At 51.1% G+C, this 19,985-nt stretch carries 21 protein-coding genes; 4 read left to right on the forward strand and 17 right to left on the reverse strand.

The features are described 5' to 3' along the window. From OXG87_19135 to OXG87_19200, 14 genes are all read right to left on the reverse strand, one after another. The coding region (locus tag OXG87_19135; protein MCY3871668.1) for a DUF488 domain-containing protein at window positions 1–514 on the reverse strand (514 nt) is incomplete at its 3' end. Between the two features lie 10 nt (window positions 515–524). Beyond that, on the reverse strand, window positions 525–1,466 hold the full coding sequence (locus tag OXG87_19140) for a hypothetical protein (GenBank protein MCY3871669.1): 942 nt from the start codon (window positions 1,464–1,466) through the stop codon (window positions 525–527). 554 nt (window positions 1,467–2,020) lie between these two features. Continuing rightward, complete coding sequence (locus OXG87_19145) at window positions 2,021–2,233, reverse strand: hypothetical protein (protein ID MCY3871670.1); 213 nt, start codon at window positions 2,231–2,233, stop codon at window positions 2,021–2,023. A gap of 354 nt (window positions 2,234–2,587) precedes the next feature. Continuing rightward, complete coding sequence (locus tag OXG87_19150) at window positions 2,588–2,722, reverse strand: hypothetical protein (protein MCY3871671.1); 135 nt, start codon at window positions 2,720–2,722, stop codon at window positions 2,588–2,590. A 308-nt stretch (window positions 2,723–3,030) separates the two neighbouring features. Then, a complete protein-coding gene (locus tag OXG87_19155) occupies window positions 3,031–4,518 on the reverse strand; it encodes a helix-turn-helix transcriptional regulator (GenBank protein ID MCY3871672.1) in 1,488 nt (495 codons plus the stop codon). Window positions 4,519–4,828: 310 nt separating this feature from the next. Continuing rightward, the gene (locus OXG87_19160) at window positions 4,829–5,260 is read right to left on the reverse strand and encodes a HEPN domain-containing protein (protein ID MCY3871673.1); all 432 of its coding nucleotides are present in this window, start codon (window positions 5,258–5,260) and stop codon (window positions 4,829–4,831) included. After that, on the reverse strand, window positions 5,220–5,594 hold the full coding sequence (locus OXG87_19165; protein MCY3871674.1) for a nucleotidyltransferase domain-containing protein: 375 nt from the start codon (window positions 5,592–5,594) through the stop codon (window positions 5,220–5,222). Before OXG87_19165 ends, OXG87_19160 begins: the two co-directional genes overlap by 41 nt. Before the next feature lie 128 nt (window positions 5,595–5,722). After that, window positions 5,723–6,025: a hypothetical protein gene (locus OXG87_19170; GenBank protein ID MCY3871675.1), complete on the reverse strand. Its 303-nt coding sequence runs from the start codon at window positions 6,023–6,025 to the stop codon at window positions 5,723–5,725. 26 nt (window positions 6,026–6,051) lie between these two features. Then, window positions 6,052–7,134: a methyltransferase domain-containing protein gene (locus tag OXG87_19175; GenBank protein ID MCY3871676.1), complete on the reverse strand. Its 1,083-nt coding sequence runs from the start codon at window positions 7,132–7,134 to the stop codon at window positions 6,052–6,054. Next, complete coding sequence (gene bioD / locus OXG87_19180) at window positions 7,127–7,819, reverse strand: dethiobiotin synthase (protein ID MCY3871677.1); 693 nt, start codon at window positions 7,817–7,819, stop codon at window positions 7,127–7,129. The genes OXG87_19175 and bioD overlap by 8 nt, the downstream gene beginning before the upstream one ends. After that, on the reverse strand, window positions 7,816–9,183 hold the full coding sequence (gene bioA / locus OXG87_19185) for an adenosylmethionine--8-amino-7-oxononanoate transaminase (protein MCY3871678.1): 1,368 nt from the start codon (window positions 9,181–9,183) through the stop codon (window positions 7,816–7,818). The genes bioD and bioA overlap by 4 nt, the downstream gene beginning before the upstream one ends. 3 nt (window positions 9,184–9,186) lie before the next feature. Further along, window positions 9,187–10,173, reverse strand: a complete 987-nt coding sequence (locus OXG87_19190) for a hypothetical protein (protein MCY3871679.1) — start codon at window positions 10,171–10,173, stop codon at window positions 9,187–9,189. Window positions 10,174–10,179: 6 nt separating this feature from the next. Continuing rightward, window positions 10,180–11,154, reverse strand: coding sequence for an acetamidase/formamidase family protein (locus tag OXG87_19195; protein ID MCY3871680.1), 975 nt, complete (start codon window positions 11,152–11,154; stop codon window positions 10,180–10,182). 16 nt (window positions 11,155–11,170) lie between these two features. Beyond that, a complete protein-coding gene (locus OXG87_19200) occupies window positions 11,171–12,082 on the reverse strand; it encodes a hypothetical protein (GenBank protein MCY3871681.1) in 912 nt (303 codons plus the stop codon). 147 nt (window positions 12,083–12,229) lie between these two features. On the opposite strand from OXG87_19200, the gene OXG87_19205 reads away from it, so the two are divergent. The 3 genes from OXG87_19205 (at window position 12,230) to OXG87_19215 (ending at window position 16,236) form a co-directional block, all read left to right on the forward strand. Then, entirely contained in the window at window positions 12,230–13,078 is an 849-nt protein-coding gene (locus tag OXG87_19205) for a phytanoyl-CoA dioxygenase family protein (GenBank protein MCY3871682.1), read from the forward strand. Window positions 13,079–13,082: 4 nt separating this feature from the next. Further along, window positions 13,083–15,299 carry an amino acid permease gene (locus OXG87_19210; GenBank protein ID MCY3871683.1) on the forward strand — a complete coding sequence of 739 codons (2,217 nt, stop codon included), beginning with the start codon at window positions 13,083–13,085 and terminating at the stop codon, window positions 15,297–15,299. A 112-nt stretch (window positions 15,300–15,411) separates the two neighbouring features. Beyond that, on the forward strand, window positions 15,412–16,236 hold the full coding sequence (locus OXG87_19215) for a phytanoyl-CoA dioxygenase family protein (GenBank protein MCY3871684.1): 825 nt from the start codon (window positions 15,412–15,414) through the stop codon (window positions 16,234–16,236). Window positions 16,237–16,316: 80 nt separating this feature from the next. Here the strand turns inward: OXG87_19215 and OXG87_19220 are convergent, their stop codons facing one another. Both OXG87_19220 and OXG87_19225 read right to left on the reverse strand, forming a co-directional pair. Continuing rightward, window positions 16,317–17,141, reverse strand: a complete 825-nt coding sequence (locus tag OXG87_19220; protein MCY3871685.1) for an amidohydrolase family protein — start codon at window positions 17,139–17,141, stop codon at window positions 16,317–16,319. A 10-nt stretch (window positions 17,142–17,151) separates the two neighbouring features. Next, complete coding sequence (locus tag OXG87_19225; GenBank protein ID MCY3871686.1) at window positions 17,152–18,063, reverse strand: aldo/keto reductase; 912 nt, start codon at window positions 18,061–18,063, stop codon at window positions 17,152–17,154. Between the two features lie 102 nt (window positions 18,064–18,165). On the opposite strand from OXG87_19225, the gene rnd reads away from it, so the two are divergent. Then, window positions 18,166–19,335: a ribonuclease D gene (gene rnd, locus OXG87_19230; protein MCY3871687.1), complete on the forward strand. Its 1,170-nt coding sequence runs from the start codon at window positions 18,166–18,168 to the stop codon at window positions 19,333–19,335. A 6-nt stretch (window positions 19,336–19,341) separates the two neighbouring features. Here the strand turns inward: rnd and OXG87_19235 are convergent, their stop codons facing one another. After that, entirely contained in the window at window positions 19,342–19,953 is a 612-nt protein-coding gene (locus tag OXG87_19235; protein MCY3871688.1) for a YigZ family protein, read from the reverse strand. Window positions 19,954–19,985 lie beyond the last annotated feature (32 nt).

The raw sequence follows: 19,985 nt of genomic DNA on the forward strand, positions 1-19,985 counted from the left end.
ACAGAAACATTTGTCCTTTTGTCAGACGGTCAATAACGTCATCCTGCGTCTGCTGCTCGTCGTTTTCGTCAATATGAATCACGGGGAGATCCTGTGTCGTGAGCGATGCTCCAATGAGTTTGCTTCGATGGCAGTGTTCCGGCTTTCCCTCGCTACACAGGAGAGCAATACATTGTTGCTGAGCAAAGGCTGTTTGGAGACGTTCAAGTCCCCTCTGATAGACTTTGGTATCCTTTACCTTTTCGTAATTTACCTGCCCTTTCGCATCATAACAAGTTTCGTCATCGGGGTGCCCACCCAACGTGTCGCCCATGAACATATATCGAATCCGGTGCTGTTGCAACTTCACCTCCAGCGCCTCTTTAGAAAATTCGGGTTTATAGCGAGAATAAGGAGCTGAGCGCACATCGATAAGGTAGGCAATTTCATGTTGTTGTAGTACTTCGATGAATTGCTCAATAGAACGGCTACCGTAACCGATGGTGTAAATTGGGATGGATGATATTTTTTTCATATCACGTCGCTTAATCCAACATGCGTTCAAATTCATCAAGATTGGACACCTCTATCGCCGCACGGTGCAACTGCTTGAGACGTTGTAAATCTCCAATAGCTGAAATGCGAGCAGATAAGGGATCTGTCTGGCGGAGATCAAATCGGATCTCCAACACGTCGAGGATATCCTCAATAGCGCGTTCTCTACCCCCTTGCTCTATGCCCTCCTCTCTGCCTTCCTCTCTGCCTTCCTCTCTGCCCTGTTCAAAACTTTCCTCTCTGCTTTGCTGGGTAAGGGATTGAAAAAGTGATGATTCGCGGATCAGATCCATGATGCCCTCCTTAAATATGATATCAGAAATGGTTTCAGAAGCATATACTAACTCGCTCAATGCCACCATGCCTGCGAGATAATCGGCTCTGGATGACCGAGCGATGGGGCGCGTCCGAGCCGTGTGAATACACTGATGCAACCACACATCCGAGGCCATCCCTTCAGGTGGCTTCATCAATGGCGTGAATGGGATCAGACCCGATTGCCCCGATTCGAGGACGCGCTCGCCTTCTATCTCAATCAGTCTGATCACGCGATACCGAATCGTGATTTCGTAGTCGAGATGCTCCTGGACATAATATCCGAGATCGCGCTGCCCAGCATTGGGACGCAGGTAGATGACATTGGAATAGATCGGCAGACCGTGCTGCTCAATAGCACGTCCGATATAGCCCGCCATGCGGCGTGGCATAGGAAGATTGGTGCTGTCCGTAGTTTGAAACTCGTTGTGGACCAATACCTCCTCACCATCGATACGCACGCGAATCAGGCTATCGGTTTGGTGTGCTTCAACAGTGTATTGCTCCGTGTCAATGACTGCAAGAACTTCAACGTCCCCGCGTCCGAGGGTAAAGCCGGCAAAGTCGTGGGGATATTTCTGAATGAGGTGTTTGGAAATCGTATCAAATTCGGCCATGTGAGATGCCTCAGATCTGAGGGTTGGTCGTATTTTGGACAAACGCAACAGTCAGACCTCAAGCAAATATCAGGCCAATTATCACAAAATTGCGCGATAAAAGGGCTTTTCAGAAACTCAGGCACCTCATTATGCCTTCAATATGCTGTATTGTGCTCTCGTTCACAACTTGAATTTGAGGATTGCCTGTTTGGCACATAACACGCTCTGAATATTTTGAGCGATAAATGGGCGATCATGTGAAAGATATGCGCCATTTGTCCGAAGCCAGCTAATCCCCCTGTCAGAAGCGGTGTACAACTGGTCGATTTCCAGACCAGTTCATCAGGATGGGCGGGATGTGAGGATTTACAGGATACCCACCCCCGCTCAAGCCACCCATCCAAAACCCTTCCCACACACGCTGTCACAGCCTTGCATCTGCCCTTGATCCACAAATCGGCCAGACAGAAGTTCTCCAGCGATAATGACCTTGCCATCGCCAGCAGACAACTGCATCAATCACAGACTTGAAACCCAAGCCCTAAATACTCCTACAACGGGGTAACTCCAGTTCATTCTTTACCAGCATCATCCATTACGTCAGTATTGGGTTGGGCCGTTAGACTTTCCCAATAACCGTCTTCTGCTTCTTGTAATTTTTGGATTCTTTCTATTGTAATATCGTGAGCATTATTATCTGCATAATCATCACCATATTCCTGAAGTTCATCCCTGACATCATTGTAAATTTCATCATAACGATTCATCCAATTCGTTTTGTTCATATCTTCCTCCTTTTAAGTCTGGACTTACTCCATTTTAGATGCTGTTGCCGAATTCCGAATACTGTTCTCGGTGCAACTAAACAAAGGGCTTGCAGAGCCTGAAATCAGGCCACAAAAAGCCATCTTTTTCTCCGCAGATCCCTCTCGACCAATTCGGCATCAGCATCAAAGCGTAGGAGAGAATAAGGCTCTTTGTAGTTTTTTGTCATTTTTTTGAATTTTCTGTTTTTTAATGTCAGCAGGTAAGGCTTAATTAAAAATAAAACATAAAGCGACACTCTACACTTAAAAACTGTCCGAAGTATTGGAAAAAGAAGTGGCGTACCAAAAAGGCACGCCACTTTGCTGGAAGCATTAAGCAGTGCTCCACCTGCGTTCGGCCCAATTGCTGGCGTACACAGTCGCAACTGTTACAACAACGGCCCGCAGAACGGCCTGCAGAGCCGGCTTAACCCATTCTCGCCAAATCGACCTCAACCATTCACGCATTTCGCTCACCTCCTTTCCAAGCCTATTTCGCGGACTTTAATTAAAATATACCTGAAATTTACTTTTTATCAACGGACATTTCGGGATTATATCGGGACTTTTAGACGTTGAAAAAAGGATATAAATAAAATAAATGTCTATTATGTCCCCCAAAAAATTTTCAATACTTCATTGACGTGCGCCAAAGCGGACAAACGCAGACGTTAGATTTAGCGTAGCCCTTGTGCCCTCTGTGGCGTATGGTTCCTGAATGAGAGAAAAAATAAGCCGCTCATCCGATCCCTTCTCTTACCACATTGGCCTGTTTGTTAAGACTCGTCACCGTGCTCCATCGCATCAGACTCCTCCAACCTTTTTTTTTCTGCTGTCTCCCAGGCTTTCCACCAGTTTTCATAAGCCCGCTTTTCCCTTTCCGCCTTACCCAAAACATCGCGCCTCGGCTCTGCCATTAATTCCAGCAATTCGTCGGGCAATTTCTCTTTGAGCCACTTCTCACGCTTCTCACCAGCGTCTTCGGCCTGGAGCGCATCCGGTATCTCCGAAAGCCGTGCATAACCGAATTCAAGAGCTATCTGCGCCACCAGAGAATTATTAGCAGCCTGACCGTAAGAACCGTGCAGGCCACCCCACAATTTCTCTTTGAGCCACTTCTCACGCTTCTCACCAGCGTCTTCGGCCTGGAGCGCATCCGGTATCTCCGAAAGCCGTGCATAACCGAATTCAAGAGCTATCTGCGCCACCAGAGAATTATTAGCAGCCTGACCGTAAGAACCGTGCAGGCCACCCCACAATTTCTCTTTGAGCCACTTCTCACGCTTCTCACCAGCGTCTTCGGCCTGGAGCGCATCCGGTATCTCCGAAAGCCGTGCATGGCCGAATTCAAGAGCCTTCCGCGCCATCGGAGAATTATTAGAAATTCTATTAATATAATTATCAAAAATAATATAATCAGGGTACTTTGACCACAGATCACCACTCTCGACCTTGATCTCATCGGTGTTTTCACGCGCTAACTTTCGCAGATATTGCACAAAAGGACTAGCTGAACGATAGAACTCAGCCCACTCCTCATTCTCGGCAAATGATAAAAAATCCGCCCATTCATCCTGAGACAGTATTGGATCTGCCGACTGTTCATCGCCAAACACATTGCGCATTGCAGCCACAGCTGGATATGGCACATCATCCCGCATCGAAACCAATAACCGACGGAAACGTTCTGCCAAGACCTCCCCAAATATATCCTCCTTGCTGATAGACTCATCCTCCATCTTTGCCATATTTTCTTGTGGCAGCGTAATCCTGGCAAACATGTCCCATTCATTATCATCATTACCTTTCAGGCTCTTGATTGCCTCCTTCACCCCCTTCAGTTTTTCTTTTCGCCACGCGAGGCTGCCCGAAGCCAAAAGTGCAAAAAACAGCGGGGCCATACTGACGAGATTAGTCGTATTGACGTCATATCGCTCCCGGATTAAATCATAAGCCAGCCGGATCTTTGGTCCGATCTGCACATTGATCTGTCCGCGCCCCGAATCATCGGTGAACAGGCCCTCGACATCCGGCAAAGGTAACTCATCCGTCAAAACACCAGCTTCGACGTCCAGAGCCTTGGCCAGACATTCTACGGTGTGTTCATGGGCCGTTTGCGAGGACTGTCTTTCTATCCGCTGGATTGTCTTTTCCGTTATTCCAGTCTGTTCTACATCTACACGCTTGGTCTTTTCCGCCAGCTTAGCAATGGATAGCTTCTGCTTTTTACGCAGAGACCGGAGGCGATCAGGATTAATGCGCATATTTTAACTCCTCTCTTCGAGAGAAACAGGCAGTAAAAAGCAATTTTTCACGTTGATGACAAAAATATAACCCTAAAAAGGATTCTTAGCAAGGAGACATGTTAAAATTTTTTTATAGAATATAAGTAAATAAATGTCTATTATGTCCCCAAAAAAGTTTTCAATACTTCATTGATGTGCGCTAAAACGGACAAATTCAGACATTATATTCATCGTAGTCCCGGGCCTTCTGTAGCGTAGATTTCAACGTACAAAAAATACCGCCCTCCCGATATAGGAGAGCGGCATAGAATGGGTCAGTGCAACGGAATTATTGGTTGCAACTACCTCCGGATTCATTGGCAAGCAATCTATCCACTTTATTTTTTATGAGAGACGTAATGTTTTCCGCCACCTTCAGAGCAGAATGGGCATCTTCACGAGGTGGATCCACAAAATCGCCCGGATAGCGCACATCAACACCATAAGCCGAAAGCTCTGCACAAACTTCCCGAAAGCATGCCAGTTCAGCCATCAAATCAATGGACATATCCAACAACGCAATCACATCATGTGTATAGGGAAATACAATGCCATTTACAGTCAACAGTGCTTTTAGAGACTTTTCTACTGCCTGCTGGGCATGAAAACACGGCGTGTCGGTTGGGCCATCTTTTAATGCCAGGGTTTGCCGCGCCGTGATCACATCGTTTTCGGCTTTTTTAATCCACTGACGTGCAAACTCGGTCTGGGGATCGTTCATACAGTATTTTTCCCGTTGTCATCACATTTGTCACAATATGATTGACCACTCCAGAACAGCTTTCGACTTCCTGCGGTGTATAAACCAGAATATCCAGGGGGCAAGGGGCTGGCGAAAATAACAGACGAATTTTTGCGGATCGTTTATGACGGGGCAGATTCGACTCGACAACTACAAACAAATCCAGATCGCTATCTGTCGCAGGCATTCCCCTGGCATAAGATCCAAATAAAATCACCTGCAACGGATTGACCTGATCCACGATTTTTTGCACAATCTGATCGATAATTGCTTCAGAAATGATGGCGTCTGATGTATCTAAAGAATGTGCCATAAAGCCCTATCCCGTTCCATAAATTAGCATGATCTTTCGAGCAATATAGCGCGAATCTAAAAAGGTGTCAACAAACCCCGGCCCTTCACCCGACGCAGTTTTACCATTGAAATCGGCCCACTTGCCCCCTATCCCTTCAACTCAACAATAATATTCCGCCAGGGTCCATCCCCCACATTGATAGCCTCGTGTACATCTTCGCCATCGACATCTCGCCATTGCACCTGCCCATCCTCCATATCGCGAGCCTCGCGTTTGACGCCATCTGACGAGACGCCCTGGAGTTTCCCGCCGCCGATAACCACGTACAAATAGTCATTCTCGTGCCGATGCATACCCGTACTCTCGCCCGGGGCAAGCGCGAGATCCCAAACGCGCACGCGATCATTTTCAAAGAGCAATCTGGTTCCAATATCTTCAGATATGTTCATAGCTTTGATCTCCTGTAGGAAAAATGTCAAACTGCAAATTTCTGCGCGACAAAAATATCGGCGCGCCGGCCCAGCACCGCGATATCTTTAATCTGTTCAATCAGCGTCAAATTGGTCTGCGCCAGCGCACTCTTGATCACATTCCACTCGCTCGAAAGAACCGCAACAACGCCATTGGGACGCAAAACCCGGTCAATCTCTGCAAAAGCAGATTCATAGAGCGCGCGGAGTTCAAAAACAGACCCAACCTGACGGCCCCAGGGCGGGTTGGTCGCAACCTTGTCAACCGATTGATCGGGCAGAGGCAATTGACGCGCATCCCAGTGATAAACATTGCGCGGTTTGTGGCGATTGCCAAAATTCTCCAGCGTATCCGCAACAGCTTGCTCGTCAATATCCCCACCCTGAACCAGCGCATAGCGACACACAAGTGCGCGCTCAATCATAACCGTACCCGCACCGCACATCGGATCCAGAAAAACATCGCCATCTTCCGGACGGGTAAGCTGAACGAGTGCCCGCGCAATCGTGGGACGCAGCGACGCCGGGCGATTCGCAGTCTTATACGTGCGATGGCGCATCGTGCGATCCGTAAGGCGCAACCCCAGACGCACCTGCCTGCCGGTCTGTTGCAACCACAATTCCACATTGGCATCATCGGGCACAAGACGCCATCTGGGAAAGCGGCGATGCACAGCCCGCTCAACCGCCTCCTGCATCTGATTGCGGCGGTACGATTGCCAGCCCTGCATGGATGCCTGAACAATAACGCGATACCTTGTGCGCCCTCTGGGCAACCCATTGAACTGCCTGTGTACATTGAGCGACGGAATCAGATCGGGTATCTCACCTATGATATTGAGATCCTCCCGCTCTCCACTCAGCGGCACATCCGCAAGATGCAAAAAAACATCCTCCACAGTCCCCAGTTGGCGCAACGCCAGCGGATCGCCCCGATAGTTGAACTGCACCAGATCGTAATCCCGCACGCGGTCTGTCCGCACATTGGAAAGGCGATCCCCAAAACAAAACCGCAACTCCCGCACAGTAACCTGCCCAATACCCTTGAATGACGTAGTATATAAAGTCGTCACAGTATCTTTACTCACCCAAAATCAAATCCACATCAACATGCGCCTCAACCAGCTCCACCATCCCCCCCAGGCAAATCGCATCCACATCGACATCCGGATCATAAGGGACAGTACCCGCCGACGGAACCCCGGAAATGCGCGTCACAACCTCTGGACTCATCTGCGCCGACACATCTGGTCCCCCCGGCGACAGCGTATTGTAGATCACACCATTAATCTGAAGACCGCGTGCCTCCGCTGCCTCAATCGTAAGCAACGTATGATTAATCGTACCCAAAGCTGCGCGAGCCACAATAAGAAGAGACAAATCGAAACGCGCAGCGAGATCTACCACCAGAAAATCATCCGCAATCGGCACCAGAAGACCGCCCACACCTTCGACGAGCAAATAATCGTGAACTTTCGAAAGACGATCAAAAGCGTCAAAAACAGATGCCAGATTGAGCACCCTCTCTTCCCGCGCAGCCGCAATATTCGGCGAAAGCGGATCGCGCAAGAAAATTGGATTGATCGTATCCAGAGACTGGTCAGATTGCGCAGCCCGTCTTAACAACTCTGCATCTGCGCGACCACCCGCAGAAATCGGCTTCATAACCCCTGCATCGATCCCCCGCCTTTTCAGCACCGCAGCCAACCCGGCTGTAATCGCCGTCTTTCCGATCTCCGTATCCGTACCCGTCACAAAAATCCCCCGCGTCACCTCTCATCCCCTTCTGTAACAGCTATAATCGCATCGCAAACAATATCTATCATCTGATCTATCTCGCCTTTGGAAATAGCATAAGGAGGCATAAGAACAACCGTATTGACCAGTGGGCGAATGAGAAGCCCATTTTCTCGGGCAACATCGCACACCCGATGCCCTATACGGTCCTCAAAGGGATACGGCGTTTTATTCTCCGCATCCAACACCAGTTCAACAGCCACAATAAAACCCCTCTGACGAACATCCCCCACATGTGCCAGATCCCTGAACCGCTGCAACTGCTCCGCGAGATACGCGATCTTATATTCCAATCTCTCCAACGTGCGATCTGTCTCAAATTTCTCTATCGTCGCAAGCGCAGCCACGCAACCGAGCGGATTGCCCGTGTAAGTATGCCCGTGAAAAAAAGTCTTCATCTCCTCATAATCGCCCAAAAACGCATCGTAAATCTCATCCGTCGCAAGCGTAGCCGCCACCGGAAGATACCCCCCGGTAAGCCCCTTGCCCAGGCAGAGCAAATCGGGCGCGACATCTTCGTGTTCACAGGCAAACATCTTCCCGGTGCGACCAAAACCCGTAGCGACCTCATCCACAATCAGAAGCACATCGTATCTATCGCACAACTCAGCCGCATGTTTGAGAAAACCCGGCGGATGCATAAGCATGCCCCCTGCTCCCTGCACGAGCGGCTCCACGATAAAAGCCGCGAGACAATCCGCATGCTCGGCAATGACCTTCTCCAGAGTATCAAAACACGTCCTATCACACGACCCATTGCAGTACTCACACCGGTAGGGATGCGGAACAGGCGCAGCAACAGAAGAAAAAAGCAAAGGCCGATACACCTGGTGAAAATGCGCGATCCCCCCCACGCTCACCGAGCCAATCGTATCGCCGTGATAGCTCTCCGTCAGATGCAAAAAAGAGTCCTTCTCTCGACGCGGATGTGCCCGCTGCTGCCAGTATTGAAACGCCATCTTAACCGCAACTTCAACCGCAGTCGCGCCACTATCCGAAAAAAAAACCCGACTGAGCCCCCGCGGCGCGATCTGCACCAGCTTCTCCGCAAGTTGAACAGCCGGAATATTGGACAAACCCAACAGCGTACTGTGCGCCACGCGGTCGAGTTGCGCGCAAATAGCCCCGTCAATCTCCGCAACGCGATGCCCGTGCACATTGCACCACATAGACGAAAACCCATCCAGATAGCGATTGCCGTCAATATCCACGAGATAAACACCATCGCCGTGCGAAATAATAACAGGGTCCTCATCCGCATAATCCCGCATCTGCGTAAACGGATGCCAGACAACCGCGCGGTCGATATCCTTCAAATGGCGTTTCTGCGCATCGTCCATCGCTCATCGTCCATCGCTCATCGCCGCGCCAACCTCCCGCGCAACGCGGGGACGACGCAACTTCCAGATCATGCCATCGTAAATAAAATGCATAAACGACGTGCCATACGTAAAAACGAGAAAAATCGGAAGAGAAAGAAACTTGAGGCCATATAACAAACCGCTGACCACAACAATAAAACCCGCAGTATAGGGAACAATACGCTTTCCCGCGCGCGTCAGCACAGGCGACGCAAACGCATCGAGTTTTGCCTTATTGTGAACCGTAAGCGCGACAAGGGCGATATATTCCGCGGCATGGCTAAAACTGGTCGCAATAAAAAGCGCGTCTGACGACAAAATGGGCACAACGCCATACATGAACGCGACCGAAGCAAAAAAAAGCAATTTGGGCCAGTTGATCTGCACGCCCCGAAACTCGTAAATAAGCCACGCAATAGTCACAGCGATAGCCGCGACATATATCCCTTGCGCCCCCACAGGAGGAAGCGGCGTCCCGATAAGCGTATGCAAATAATGCATAACGCGGCCTTCGACATCGGCCTGAAACGCAAACAGATACCCAAAGCCCGCAATGCCCCAGAGATACGAAGTCCACGCATCGAGCTGTTTGTGCCCCCATTGTCCCTTCCCGGAATAAATCCGCAAAATGCCGTACTTTTGACGAACAAAATGGAAATAATTGAAAAGATACCAGAACGCGAACATCTCGGGCTCTTCAACCCGAAAATAATAACATAAGGCGACAAACCCCAGACACAGCACCGGAGTTATGAGATAAATCAACCGCCGACGTTCAAATTCAATGCGGTCGAGATAAACGAGAGGAAAAGTGAAATACCGGTGGGCAACAAATGACGTGACCGCAATGAGACGGAATGTCTCACTGAGGTCAGAGAGCAGATAAGGAACGACAAAAAAGACCAGCCATCCGAGTGAAATACAGCACAAATCGACAGACGGGGAAATAATCCAGTGAGATTTTTTCATCGCATACTACGCGCGGGTCGCGCCCAGAGTTTCGAGAACTTGCTTGGGAATTTTGCAAACAAAAGTATAAGCGGGATCATACATATTGCCCATATCGTATTCAACGGCTTCGCCCAACAACACATGCACGGTGCGCTCATCCAGCCCAAAATCCGACACAAGCCAGCGGATCATTTCAGTGGTCGCGTGCTCTACGCACTGATCGAGCGGACGGGCATTGCCCACCGTAAAAATATGCGTATCGTTTTCACCCCGCGGCCACTCAATAGTCTTACCCTTGTGCAGATGAACTGTAAAACGGACATCAAAAGAAATTTCAACACCCGTACCCACAATTTCACCATCGCCCTGAAGCGCGTGCCCATCGCCAATGTGAAAAAGCGCGCCCTCGACAAAAACCGGCAAATAAACCGTCGTACCCTCGTTGAAGCGCTTGTAATCCATATTCCCACCGTGCGTGGATGAAGTCGCCGTCGAAATCGCCTGCCCCCGCGGCGGCGCAACCCCAAAACATCCGGGATGCGGATTAAGTGGTAAAATCAGATCCCTCAATGGACGAGTAGCGGGACTGCCATAACCGGGCGTGGTATGGTCGCGGTTGTGAGAAACCTCTACAGGGCGTGCCGTGCGATTTTCAAAATCGATCTCCCATAAAACCCGCGCAATATCATCCTCAAACCTGGGCACATAACCCGGATCGAGCACATTGGGCGCAACGCGCGCAGACGTATATCCATGCGAGCGATTGGGCATCAAATAATCAAACACAACCGAAATCGAATCCCCCGGCTCTGCACCGTCAATATAAAAAGGACCCGTCTGGGGATTACCTCCCTCGGTCACCTGCTCGCCCGTCATATCCCTGCCACCCGCACAAACCGTCGTGGTCGAAAGCGTATCGCCACTTGCAATGGTAAGAACCGGATCGTGGGCTCCAATGGTCGTGTAATAATGCGTGGGGCTAAAATTGTGATGTGCCATAAATACTCCTGTGTTTTTACGCAATCATCCGTATCTTCTCTGATGCCTCCCATGCGCTTTCCCATGACTTACCCCGGTCCTGACTGGTATAAAGCGTCTTACCAACAGCAGCCCATGCACACCCATCCTTTGAAAACGCGATATGGAACGTATCGATATTGTGCGGAACCGTACCTGGAAAACCCTCTGTAACGTGTTCCCATGTACCACCTGCATCATCCGAGCGGTAAAGCTGCCCTGAAGCCTCTCCGTGTGGCCCCTTGCTCACCGTAGCTAGCACACAATCCGGATCATCGGGATGTACGGCAATAGCGCGACCGTAATAATAGGGAAAACCCTCAGACCGATGGGACCACGACCTCCCGCGGTCATCGCTCACAAACACTGCACGCGCCGTATTCGCATACACGCGGTCATCGTCTCGGGGCGAAGTAGCCACCTGATGCACATCATCGTGCAAATCCGGCGTCACAGGCTCCCATGTCTCACCGCAATCTGCCGAGCGCATAATACTACCCACGTGAATATCGGCATAAACCCAGCCATCCGTTGTCCTGGCAAAACTGCGCACATCGGGTGGACCACCCCAGGGCGTGTACCACTTATCGCGCACCGAAAGCTGGTCAAAAGACTCAACCCGATACGTCTTCCCATCATCATAACAATAAATACGAGACTCGCCCGTACCGATAAGCAAACGCAGGGGTTCTTCGTCAACAATAATCAAACACTCGATATCCTCTTCAATACCCGTGGCAACCGTCTGGGACCCCGTTTCGGTACACACAAACAAATCACCACTCTTGAGAGCAACAACGCGATAAACATCGCCCTTGGCAAGCGCGGCAACATCGCCTTCCAGAATCTGAAAAGGAGCGTCCTGCTCCTCAAAACCCGCATGCACTGTTCGCGACGTAGCAATCAACATAACGCACCTCCATGTTTAAGTTTAAAATCAATTTAACGGATCACCCCACCCCTGTAAACCCCAAAATCCATAGCCTGATAATTCTAAAAACTTGACAAACTCAGAAATGTCGGATTATTTGTATTCTACATAAAGGAGATCGATACCATGAATAAATGGAAACCCACCGCTGAACAAAAACACCAATGGGAAGAAAAGGGATTCTTTATCGAGCACAACGTCGTACCAGAAGACACTGCTTTTGACATGCGCGGCGTCATAAAAAACGAACTGCTCAAACCCGAGCCAAGCGGCAACCCCAATCCAGACCCCATGGACCCCATGGGCGACACCCCCGAAGCGCGCGCCCTGCGATTTCGAAAACTCGGCAATTTTTGCGTCGAATCCCCCCTCATCTGGCACACATTTCACACCGGACGAGAAATGCTCGCCCTGGCGCGATATTTCCTGGGCAACGACATCATCGTCAAATTCAACAGCGTATTTGTAAAACCCGCCAAAACGGGCAGCGCAACACCCTGGCACCAGGACAACGGCCTCTGGCGAGACGGAGAAACCGAACCCTTTAATGCGTGGATGGCACTCGACCCGGCAACCCGTGAAAATGGATGTATGCAATTTGTTCCAGGCAGTCACAAAGGTGAGATAGTACAACACGTCATGTATGAAGACAGCATTCACGGTGAACTGCCCCGAGACCTCGTAAAAACGCGCATAAAACAATGCGGCACAGAACACATCGAACTCAACCCGGGCGACGTGGTCTGCTGGCACAGCAGCCTGTGGCATTACAGCCCGCCAAACCCCAGCCCAAACAGCCGCATAGCCATAGCGGGCGTATGGACAAACCCCAAAATCAACGCCAGGCGCATGCGTCCGCTACACCGCTGGGGCATGAAAAGCGGCCAAATCTGCACCGCATTCCCCCCCGAATTCGTCCAGAACGAAAACGGTAAATTCCACCAGCCAGGAGACTTTCCCAAAGCCTCACAATAAAACAATGAACAAACAGGGAACCATAGAACGTTCCATAGGTCTGGCAGGTGCTACGGGCGTGGGCATTGGTGCCATCGTCGGAGGCGGCATACTGGCACTTGCAGGCGTGGCCTATGCGACCACTGGACCGGCGACACTGCTCGTCTTTGCGGCCAATGGTGTAATTGCCGTACTGACTGCATTGAGCTTTGCCGAAATGTCAACTGCATTCCCTCAGTCCGGCGGCACCTATACATTTGCCAAAAACGTATTATCCGTACGCGCGGCTTTCGCTTTTGGATGGGTAGGCTGGTTTGCATCCATCGTCGCCGGCGTACTCTACGCAATGGGGTTTGCATCCTATGCTGCCATAGCACTGCAAGAATGTGTGCGGCTTCTCTTTGGCGTTGCACCAGAATGGCTCCTTGGACAGGCGATGGTCGCAACACTCGCCATAGGTGCAACCGCCTATTATACCTTCGGTCTCATTCGCACGAGCGGAGGCGGGGACAACTGGATCAACTTTGCAAAAATGGCCGTCTTCGCCGTACTCATCGGCGGCGGTCTATGGGCACTCACGGGCCGCAGTCTGGGGGCCATACACGCCAGCCTGACCCCATTTCTCACCCATGGAACAACGGGATTTTTTCAAGCCATGGGATACACCTTTATTGCCCTCCAGGGTTTTGATCTCATCGCCGCCGTTGCCGGCGAAGTACGCACCCCCGAACGCACATTGCCGCGGGCCATGCTCTTGTCTCTCGCAGCGGCTCTGGGCGTCTATCTGCCCTTGCTCTTTGTTATCGCGACTGTGGGTGTCCCACCTGGACAGACCATAGGTGGCCTGAGCGCCAACCATCCCGAAGTCGTGGTGGCTCTCGCGGCGCGACATTTCCTGGGTGAAACGGGTTTCTGGCTCGTACTGGTCGCCGCCATCTTGTCCATGCTATCGGCACTACAGGCCAATTTGCTCGCGGCTTCCCGCGTAGCCCTCACCATGGCACAAGACCGCACCCTTCCCGCACCCATCGGCGAAGTACACATTCGCTATAAAACACCTATAACCGCAATCTGTGTCAGTGCTCTGACAATGGCAATCCTGCTGATGGTCGTGCCCGATGTAGCGGCTGCTGGCGCTGCGGCGAGTTTGATTTTCCTCATCTCTTTTGCCATGACGCACTGGACCAGCATCCTGGCCCGAACGCGACGGCGAACACCCGCACCATTCCACACGCCATTATTTCCCCTCATTCCCGTCACAGGCGGTCTGTGCTGCGCCGGATTGGCACTCTTTCAGGCCATATCCGTGCCAACCGCTGGCTTGATCTCGGCGGTGTGGCTGGGACTGGGCGGATTATTGTACTGGGCATTACTGGCGCGTCGCGCCCGCGTCGTAGATGCCTCTGCCGAAGCACTCGACCCACAACTGCTCCAAATGCGCGGTCGCAGCCCCTTGGTCCTCGTACCCGTGGCCAATCCTCAAAATGCCTCTGCCATGGTCGCAGTTGCCCACGCGCTCGCACCGCCAGGCGTGGGACGCGTATTGTTATTATCAGTAGTAGCTACCCCAGAAGAGGGATGGCGCGAGGAAGAACCACCTCATACCTTGCGCGACACACAGACAGTACTTAGAGAAGCCGTAACAGCCTCGTTTGCCGCTGGAATGGCACCCGAAGCACTGATGACCATCGCGCCACAACCCTGGCCCGAGATTGCGCGGGTTTCTCGCGTGCACCGCTGCGAGAGTTTATTATTGGGTTTGAGCGACGTCAACAGTGCCCACCTGGAAGAACTCATCAGTTCTGTGGCATGCGACGTGGTGGTATTACACGCGCCATCGGGCTGGCACTTAAAGAACGTACATCGCGTACTGGTGCCTACGCGTGGGCTTGGTGCCCACGACAAATTTCGCGCCCGTATGCTGGGCAGTCTGTGCCGCACGGGCAAACGCGAAGTCACGTTTTTGCAAGTATTGCCCGAACACACCAGTGATTTTCAGCGTGACCGCGCACAGCGCAGACTCCTGCAATTTGCAAATGAAGAAGTCCCCAACAGAGCCGATGCCTTGGTGGTGCGCCACAACAAACCCCTCGAGGCAATTACAGATATGGCAAATAATTACGACCTGGCGATTTTGGGATTGGAGCGCATTGACAAAAACCGCAGACAATTTGGACAACTCGCACCGGTTCTCGCACAAAATATCACCTGTGCCACCATCATGATCAGCAGGCGAGGGTGAGAAGGGTGAAGGGTGAAGGTAGAAGTGTAAAAGAGGAAGAAGTATCCACAACACAGCCGCAGGAGATAGGCGAACACACCAAAGGAGAACACCATGGACGAAAAAAAAATGGTTGCAACACTGCGCTACAGAAGCGCAACTCAGGCAATTTAATGACGAAGGATATTTGATCGTCGAAGACGCCCTATCACCCGACCTGCTCGCGCGATTGAATGACGCCGTCGATCGGGTAGAAGCGCGGGAACGCGAGGCAAAAGGACTGAAACCAGATGCATTATTGAAAAAATTCCGAACCGTAGTGGAAGACGATGTCTTTCTGGAATTACTCGATAATCCCAAAACATTCCCGCTATTATGGGATATCCTGGGATGGAATATCCAGCTCTATATCTCCCATCTAATCGTATATCCCCCCGAGCAAAAGAAAGACAAAATACACCAGGGCGGCTGGCATCAAGACGGCGGGCGCCCTGTACCCGAGATGGAACGCCCCCACCCGCGTCTATCCCTGAAAATCAGCTACTGGTTAAGCGATGTTGACACCCCAGAACACGGCGCAATGCAAATTGTGCCGCGCAGTCACAAACTGGACACAAAACCCGAAGGCTCCGATGCTGGCGAAGGCGTGTTACCCGTATGTGTCAAAGCGGGAACAGCCGTCCTCTTTGACCGCAGAATGTGGCACCGACGGGGGATTAACACATCCGACGTCACGCGCCGCGTATTGTTCTTTGGCTACAGTTATCGCTGGCTGCGGGGGCTGGATTACAACCTCATGCCCGAAAATATACTGAGCAAATGCGACCCCATCCGCCGCCAGCTACTCGGCGATGGCATAGATGTCAAAGGATGGTGGCAACCCACAGAAGCCGACGTCCCCCTCAAAAGTTGGCTGCGCGAACACAAAGGCGAAGAATATCTCGAAGCACTGGGATAGCGATTAACCAGAAAAACAGAAAGAGCCATAACACCTGAATGTTATGGCTCTTTTATTTTTCGAGAAATCCCACCGGATCCTCATCCTCCTTCATCAAAAGACCACAGTTTGAGAATCGTCTTACACAAAATCCATTCGAGGTCGTCGTCGTTAAAGAACATGTGGTCGCGTATCAAATCCAGAGACCCTTTGTACCCACAACTCCTGAACACATGGGGAAAATCCGTACCCCACATCAAACGCTCTGGACCGTACACAGCGTAAACGCGCTTGATCATATCGTGCGTATCGCGGTGCGGATAGGGCATATTGGACCGCTGTCCCACATTGGAAATCTTAACATGAACATTGGGATATTGTCCCCAATTGAGCAAATTGGTCAGCAAGGGCTTGGGATCCGGCTCATCCACGGGAATACCGGCAATGTGATCAACCACAACATTGACCTCCGGAAAACGGGCAATAATGGGTTCAACAGGCGCGTGATCCTCAGCCCCACCAAACAGATTGAAACACAGGCCCAGATCCCGGGCACGCGCCCACAATGGATCTTTATCAGACGCCGCCAGACCTGCGGGATCTCCATAACGCGACAAATGAATGCGCATCCCGCCAAAACCCTCTTCCCTGTGCAAACGCTCCAACTCATCTGCAGCATCGGGTGACGTGGGATCCACAAGCGCCTGCGCCGCCAGCTTATCCGGATACTGCTTGAGACAATCGGCAACATACCGATTATCAAAAAGATAGTGAATCGGCTGAACAATAACCGCTTTATCCACCCCTGCGTCCGCCATCGTCTCAAACAAAAGCTCGACCGAACCCGCCTCGTGGGGCTGGCTGGGACCGTAGGGATAGGTTTCCTCGTCATCACTCCATACATGGAGATGGGGATCAATAATCATGATAAACCTCCTAAAAGCCACTCGGCGTATCTTGCAAAATTTTTTCAATACGTTCCAATTCATCATCCAAAAACTCGACATCTGCCGCATCGACGTGTTCTTTGACCTGATCGGGATTTTTCGCACCAACGAGCACACATGTTACCTCCTCGCGGCGAAGAAGCCAGGCAATGGCGAGTTGCACCATAGTCATATTCTTATCTGCGGCGACAGACTGTAACTCATCTGCCACTGCGAGATAACGGGCGAAGAGATCGCCTTGAAAGCGAGATGAATTCGCGCGCTCGTCGTCTTCGGAAAAGACGTGGCCGGATGCGTATTTGCCCGTAAGCAAACCTTTCCCCAGGGGACTATGCGCGAGAATACCAATACCCGTTTGTCTACAAAAATCCAGGTCTTCGGCTTCAATATTCCGGTCAAACATATTGTAGCGCGGTTGATTCGAATGAAATGGGGCAATATCGTACGCCTGTTGCATCTGTGCCGCATTGAAGTTGGAAACCCCGATAAAGCGCGTCTTGCCCTGTTCTTGCAGCCGGGCCATGGTTTCCATACTCTCTTCAATGGGATATTGCGGGTTCCAACTGTGGATTTGATACAAATCTACGTAATCGACATCGAGATTTCGCAGGCTATTTTCAATGGCATTTTCAATATCCTCTCGAGAATACTGACGACTGACTTTTGTGGCGAGAAAACACCGCTCGCGATAGCCATCTTTGAGCGCTCTGCCCAGTGTGGCCTCGCTGGTGCGATATGCCTGTGCAGTATCGAGCAGAGTAATACCGCTGTCAATAGCAGTACGCACAGTGTCAATACAATCCCTATCGTCCATATTGCCCATACCGCCGCCAATTGGCCAGGCACCCAGGCCAATAACCGGGATGTCGGCACCGTCTTTGCCTAATTGTCGATAATTCATACAAACTCCTTTATATAATATATAAGGCACAAGTTCCGTACTTGATATTAAGCGCGTGATGTGATACCTTGATCTCAACATATTAATCAGAACGGATTTTTCATGCCACTAATCAATACACCCGACGCGCTCGAAACCCTTGTCAACCGCGCCTTAAACGCGCCCTGTGTGGGCATTGATACAGAATTTGTCTGGGAACAAACCTATTATCCACGCCTGGGCATTATACAGGTGGGACTTGCAGAAAATGATTGCCACCTGATAGATGCCGTCACATTATCGGATCTATCGCCTCTGGGAACCTTATTATCAGACCCCCACACCGTCAAAATTTTGCACGATGCACAGCAAGACCTCTGGATATTGAGACGGATAACAAATGCTATTCCCTGCAATATATTTGACACGCGTTGTGTAGCGGGCTTCGCTGGCTTGAGTTCAAACCTATCGCTGGGCAATTTGTTGCGCATGTGTCTCAATATACAACTGCCCAAAACAGAAACGCGCACAGACTGGCTGAGGCGACCATTATCGGACAAACAACTCGCCTATGCCCTGGATGACGTGCGATATTTACCCGCCCTGCGCGAACATCTCCTGACCGACATTCATCGTCGAGACCGAGAAAACTGGCTGGCCGAAGAACTCCGTCAGTACGATATTGCCAAATTGTATGACGACCGCGCCCCCGAAGAACAATATACGCGCATAAAAGGCATGGGGCGCCTTTCGAGACGCGACATGGCCATCGTGCGCGAACTGGCCACCTGGCGAGAAGAAAAAGCACGACAAGTAGATCGACCCAGAAATCGCGTGATAAGCGATGACGCCATCGTGCAAATTGCCCGGCGCAAGCCGCGATCAATTCAGTCGTTAAAACGATTGCGGGGTATCTCAAGAGCAACCATAAATCAGTACGGCAACAGTCTCCTCAACGCTGTACAGCGCGGATTGGCAATCGATGAAAAAAATTGCCCACCCATATCTCCACCTGTGCGACCCGACCCCTTTGAGGATGCGCGTCTCGACCTCGCCATGGCTTTCTTGCGAGGACAATGTCTATCAGAAGGGATCGACATCGCAATGGTGGCATCCCGATCAGAAGTCAAAGAATTCATTTCCCCCCAAAAAAATGCGACGAATAATCCGTTGCACACAGGTTGGCGACGCGAATTTTTGGGCGCAGACCTCACCGCGCTCTTGACTGGCAAACACGCCATCGGCATCAATCCCAACACGCGCTTGCCCAGGTTATTGCGGGATAAGACATAATTCGCCTCACACCTCCTCAACCTGTGCCTGTCCTCTCGTGAGATTCCCCACCGCCTGTTTAAAAGGCGCAATTTGTTCTGCGGGCACGGCCAGTTCGCATGTAATATCGGTCCCAAAATCTTCAGCGACAACACGCACCTCAAAATCCGGCAGCAACCGCTTGAAAGATTTATAGCTCGCGTAGCCAATCGTCGCCAAAACAGCGATCCATGTCACGCGCTCCGCACACTGAACCTTCTCAAGCGCGTGTTGAACGCCACCTGAATAAGCCCGCACAAGCCCGCCCTTGCCCAACTTTGTCCCGCCAAAATAGCGCGTCACCACCACTACCACATCGCCAAGACCCGAATGCGTCAGCACAGTCAGCATAGGACGACCAGCCGTACCGTGCGGCTCTCCATCATCGCTCATTCCCACATTGCCAGTCGTACCTGGTGGCCCGATCAGAAATGCCCAGCAATTGTGTGAAGCATCTGGAAATTCGGCGCGAATTTGATCGATAAACACGCGAGCGTCTTCTCGTGCCAGTGTATGCGCCAGAGTAGTAATAAATCGACTGCGCTTAATTTTATCCTCTACGCGGCATGTCGCCGCGGGAATGGAATAGCGATTAGACATAGTGGCAACTCTCAGGCCAGTTCACGCTGGTA

The organism is Gemmatimonadota bacterium (assembly GCA_026706845.1).
Classification (GTDB): domain Bacteria; phylum Latescibacterota; class UBA2968; order UBA2968; family UBA2968; genus VXRD01.

Excerpts from the sequence above, each read along its gene's own strand:
- OXG87_19140 (MCY3871669.1), bottom strand. The coding sequence starts at position 1,466 with ATGGCCGAATTTGATACGATTTCCAAACACCTCATTCAGAAATATCCC.
- OXG87_19145 (MCY3871670.1), bottom strand. The coding sequence starts at position 2,233 with ATGAACAAAACGAATTGGATGAATCGTTATGATGAAATTTACAATGAT.
- OXG87_19150 (MCY3871671.1), bottom strand. The coding sequence starts at position 2,722 with ATGCGTGAATGGTTGAGGTCGATTTGGCGAGAATGGGTTAAGCCGGCT.
- OXG87_19155 (MCY3871672.1), bottom strand. The coding sequence starts at position 4,518 with ATGCGCATTAATCCTGATCGCCTCCGGTCTCTGCGTAAAAAGCAGAAG.
- OXG87_19160 (MCY3871673.1), bottom strand. The coding sequence starts at position 5,260 with ATGAACGATCCCCAGACCGAGTTTGCACGTCAGTGGATTAAAAAAGCC.
- OXG87_19165 (MCY3871674.1), bottom strand. The coding sequence starts at position 5,594 with ATGGCACATTCTTTAGATACATCAGACGCCATCATTTCTGAAGCAATT.
- OXG87_19170 (MCY3871675.1), bottom strand. The coding sequence starts at position 6,025 with ATGAACATATCTGAAGATATTGGAACCAGATTGCTCTTTGAAAATGAT.
- bioA (MCY3871678.1), bottom strand. The coding sequence starts at position 9,183 with ATGGACGATGCGCAGAAACGCCATTTGAAGGATATCGACCGCGCGGTT.
- OXG87_19190 (MCY3871679.1), bottom strand. The coding sequence starts at position 10,173 with ATGAAAAAATCTCACTGGATTATTTCCCCGTCTGTCGATTTGTGCTGT.
- OXG87_19195 (MCY3871680.1), bottom strand. The coding sequence starts at position 11,154 with ATGGCACATCACAATTTTAGCCCCACGCATTATTACACGACCATTGGA.
- OXG87_19200 (MCY3871681.1), bottom strand. The coding sequence starts at position 12,082 with ATGTTGATTGCTACGTCGCGAACAGTGCATGCGGGTTTTGAGGAGCAG.
- OXG87_19205 (MCY3871682.1), top strand. The coding sequence starts at position 12,230 with ATGAATAAATGGAAACCCACCGCTGAACAAAAACACCAATGGGAAGAA.
- OXG87_19210 (MCY3871683.1), top strand. The coding sequence starts at position 13,083 with ATGAACAAACAGGGAACCATAGAACGTTCCATAGGTCTGGCAGGTGCT.
- OXG87_19220 (MCY3871685.1), bottom strand. The coding sequence starts at position 17,141 with ATGATTATTGATCCCCATCTCCATGTATGGAGTGATGACGAGGAAACC.
- OXG87_19225 (MCY3871686.1), bottom strand. The coding sequence starts at position 18,063 with ATGAATTATCGACAATTAGGCAAAGACGGTGCCGACATCCCGGTTATT.
- rnd (MCY3871687.1), top strand. The coding sequence starts at position 18,166 with ATGCCACTAATCAATACACCCGACGCGCTCGAAACCCTTGTCAACCGC.
- OXG87_19235 (MCY3871688.1), bottom strand. The coding sequence starts at position 19,953 with ATGTCTAATCGCTATTCCATTCCCGCGGCGACATGCCGCGTAGAGGAT.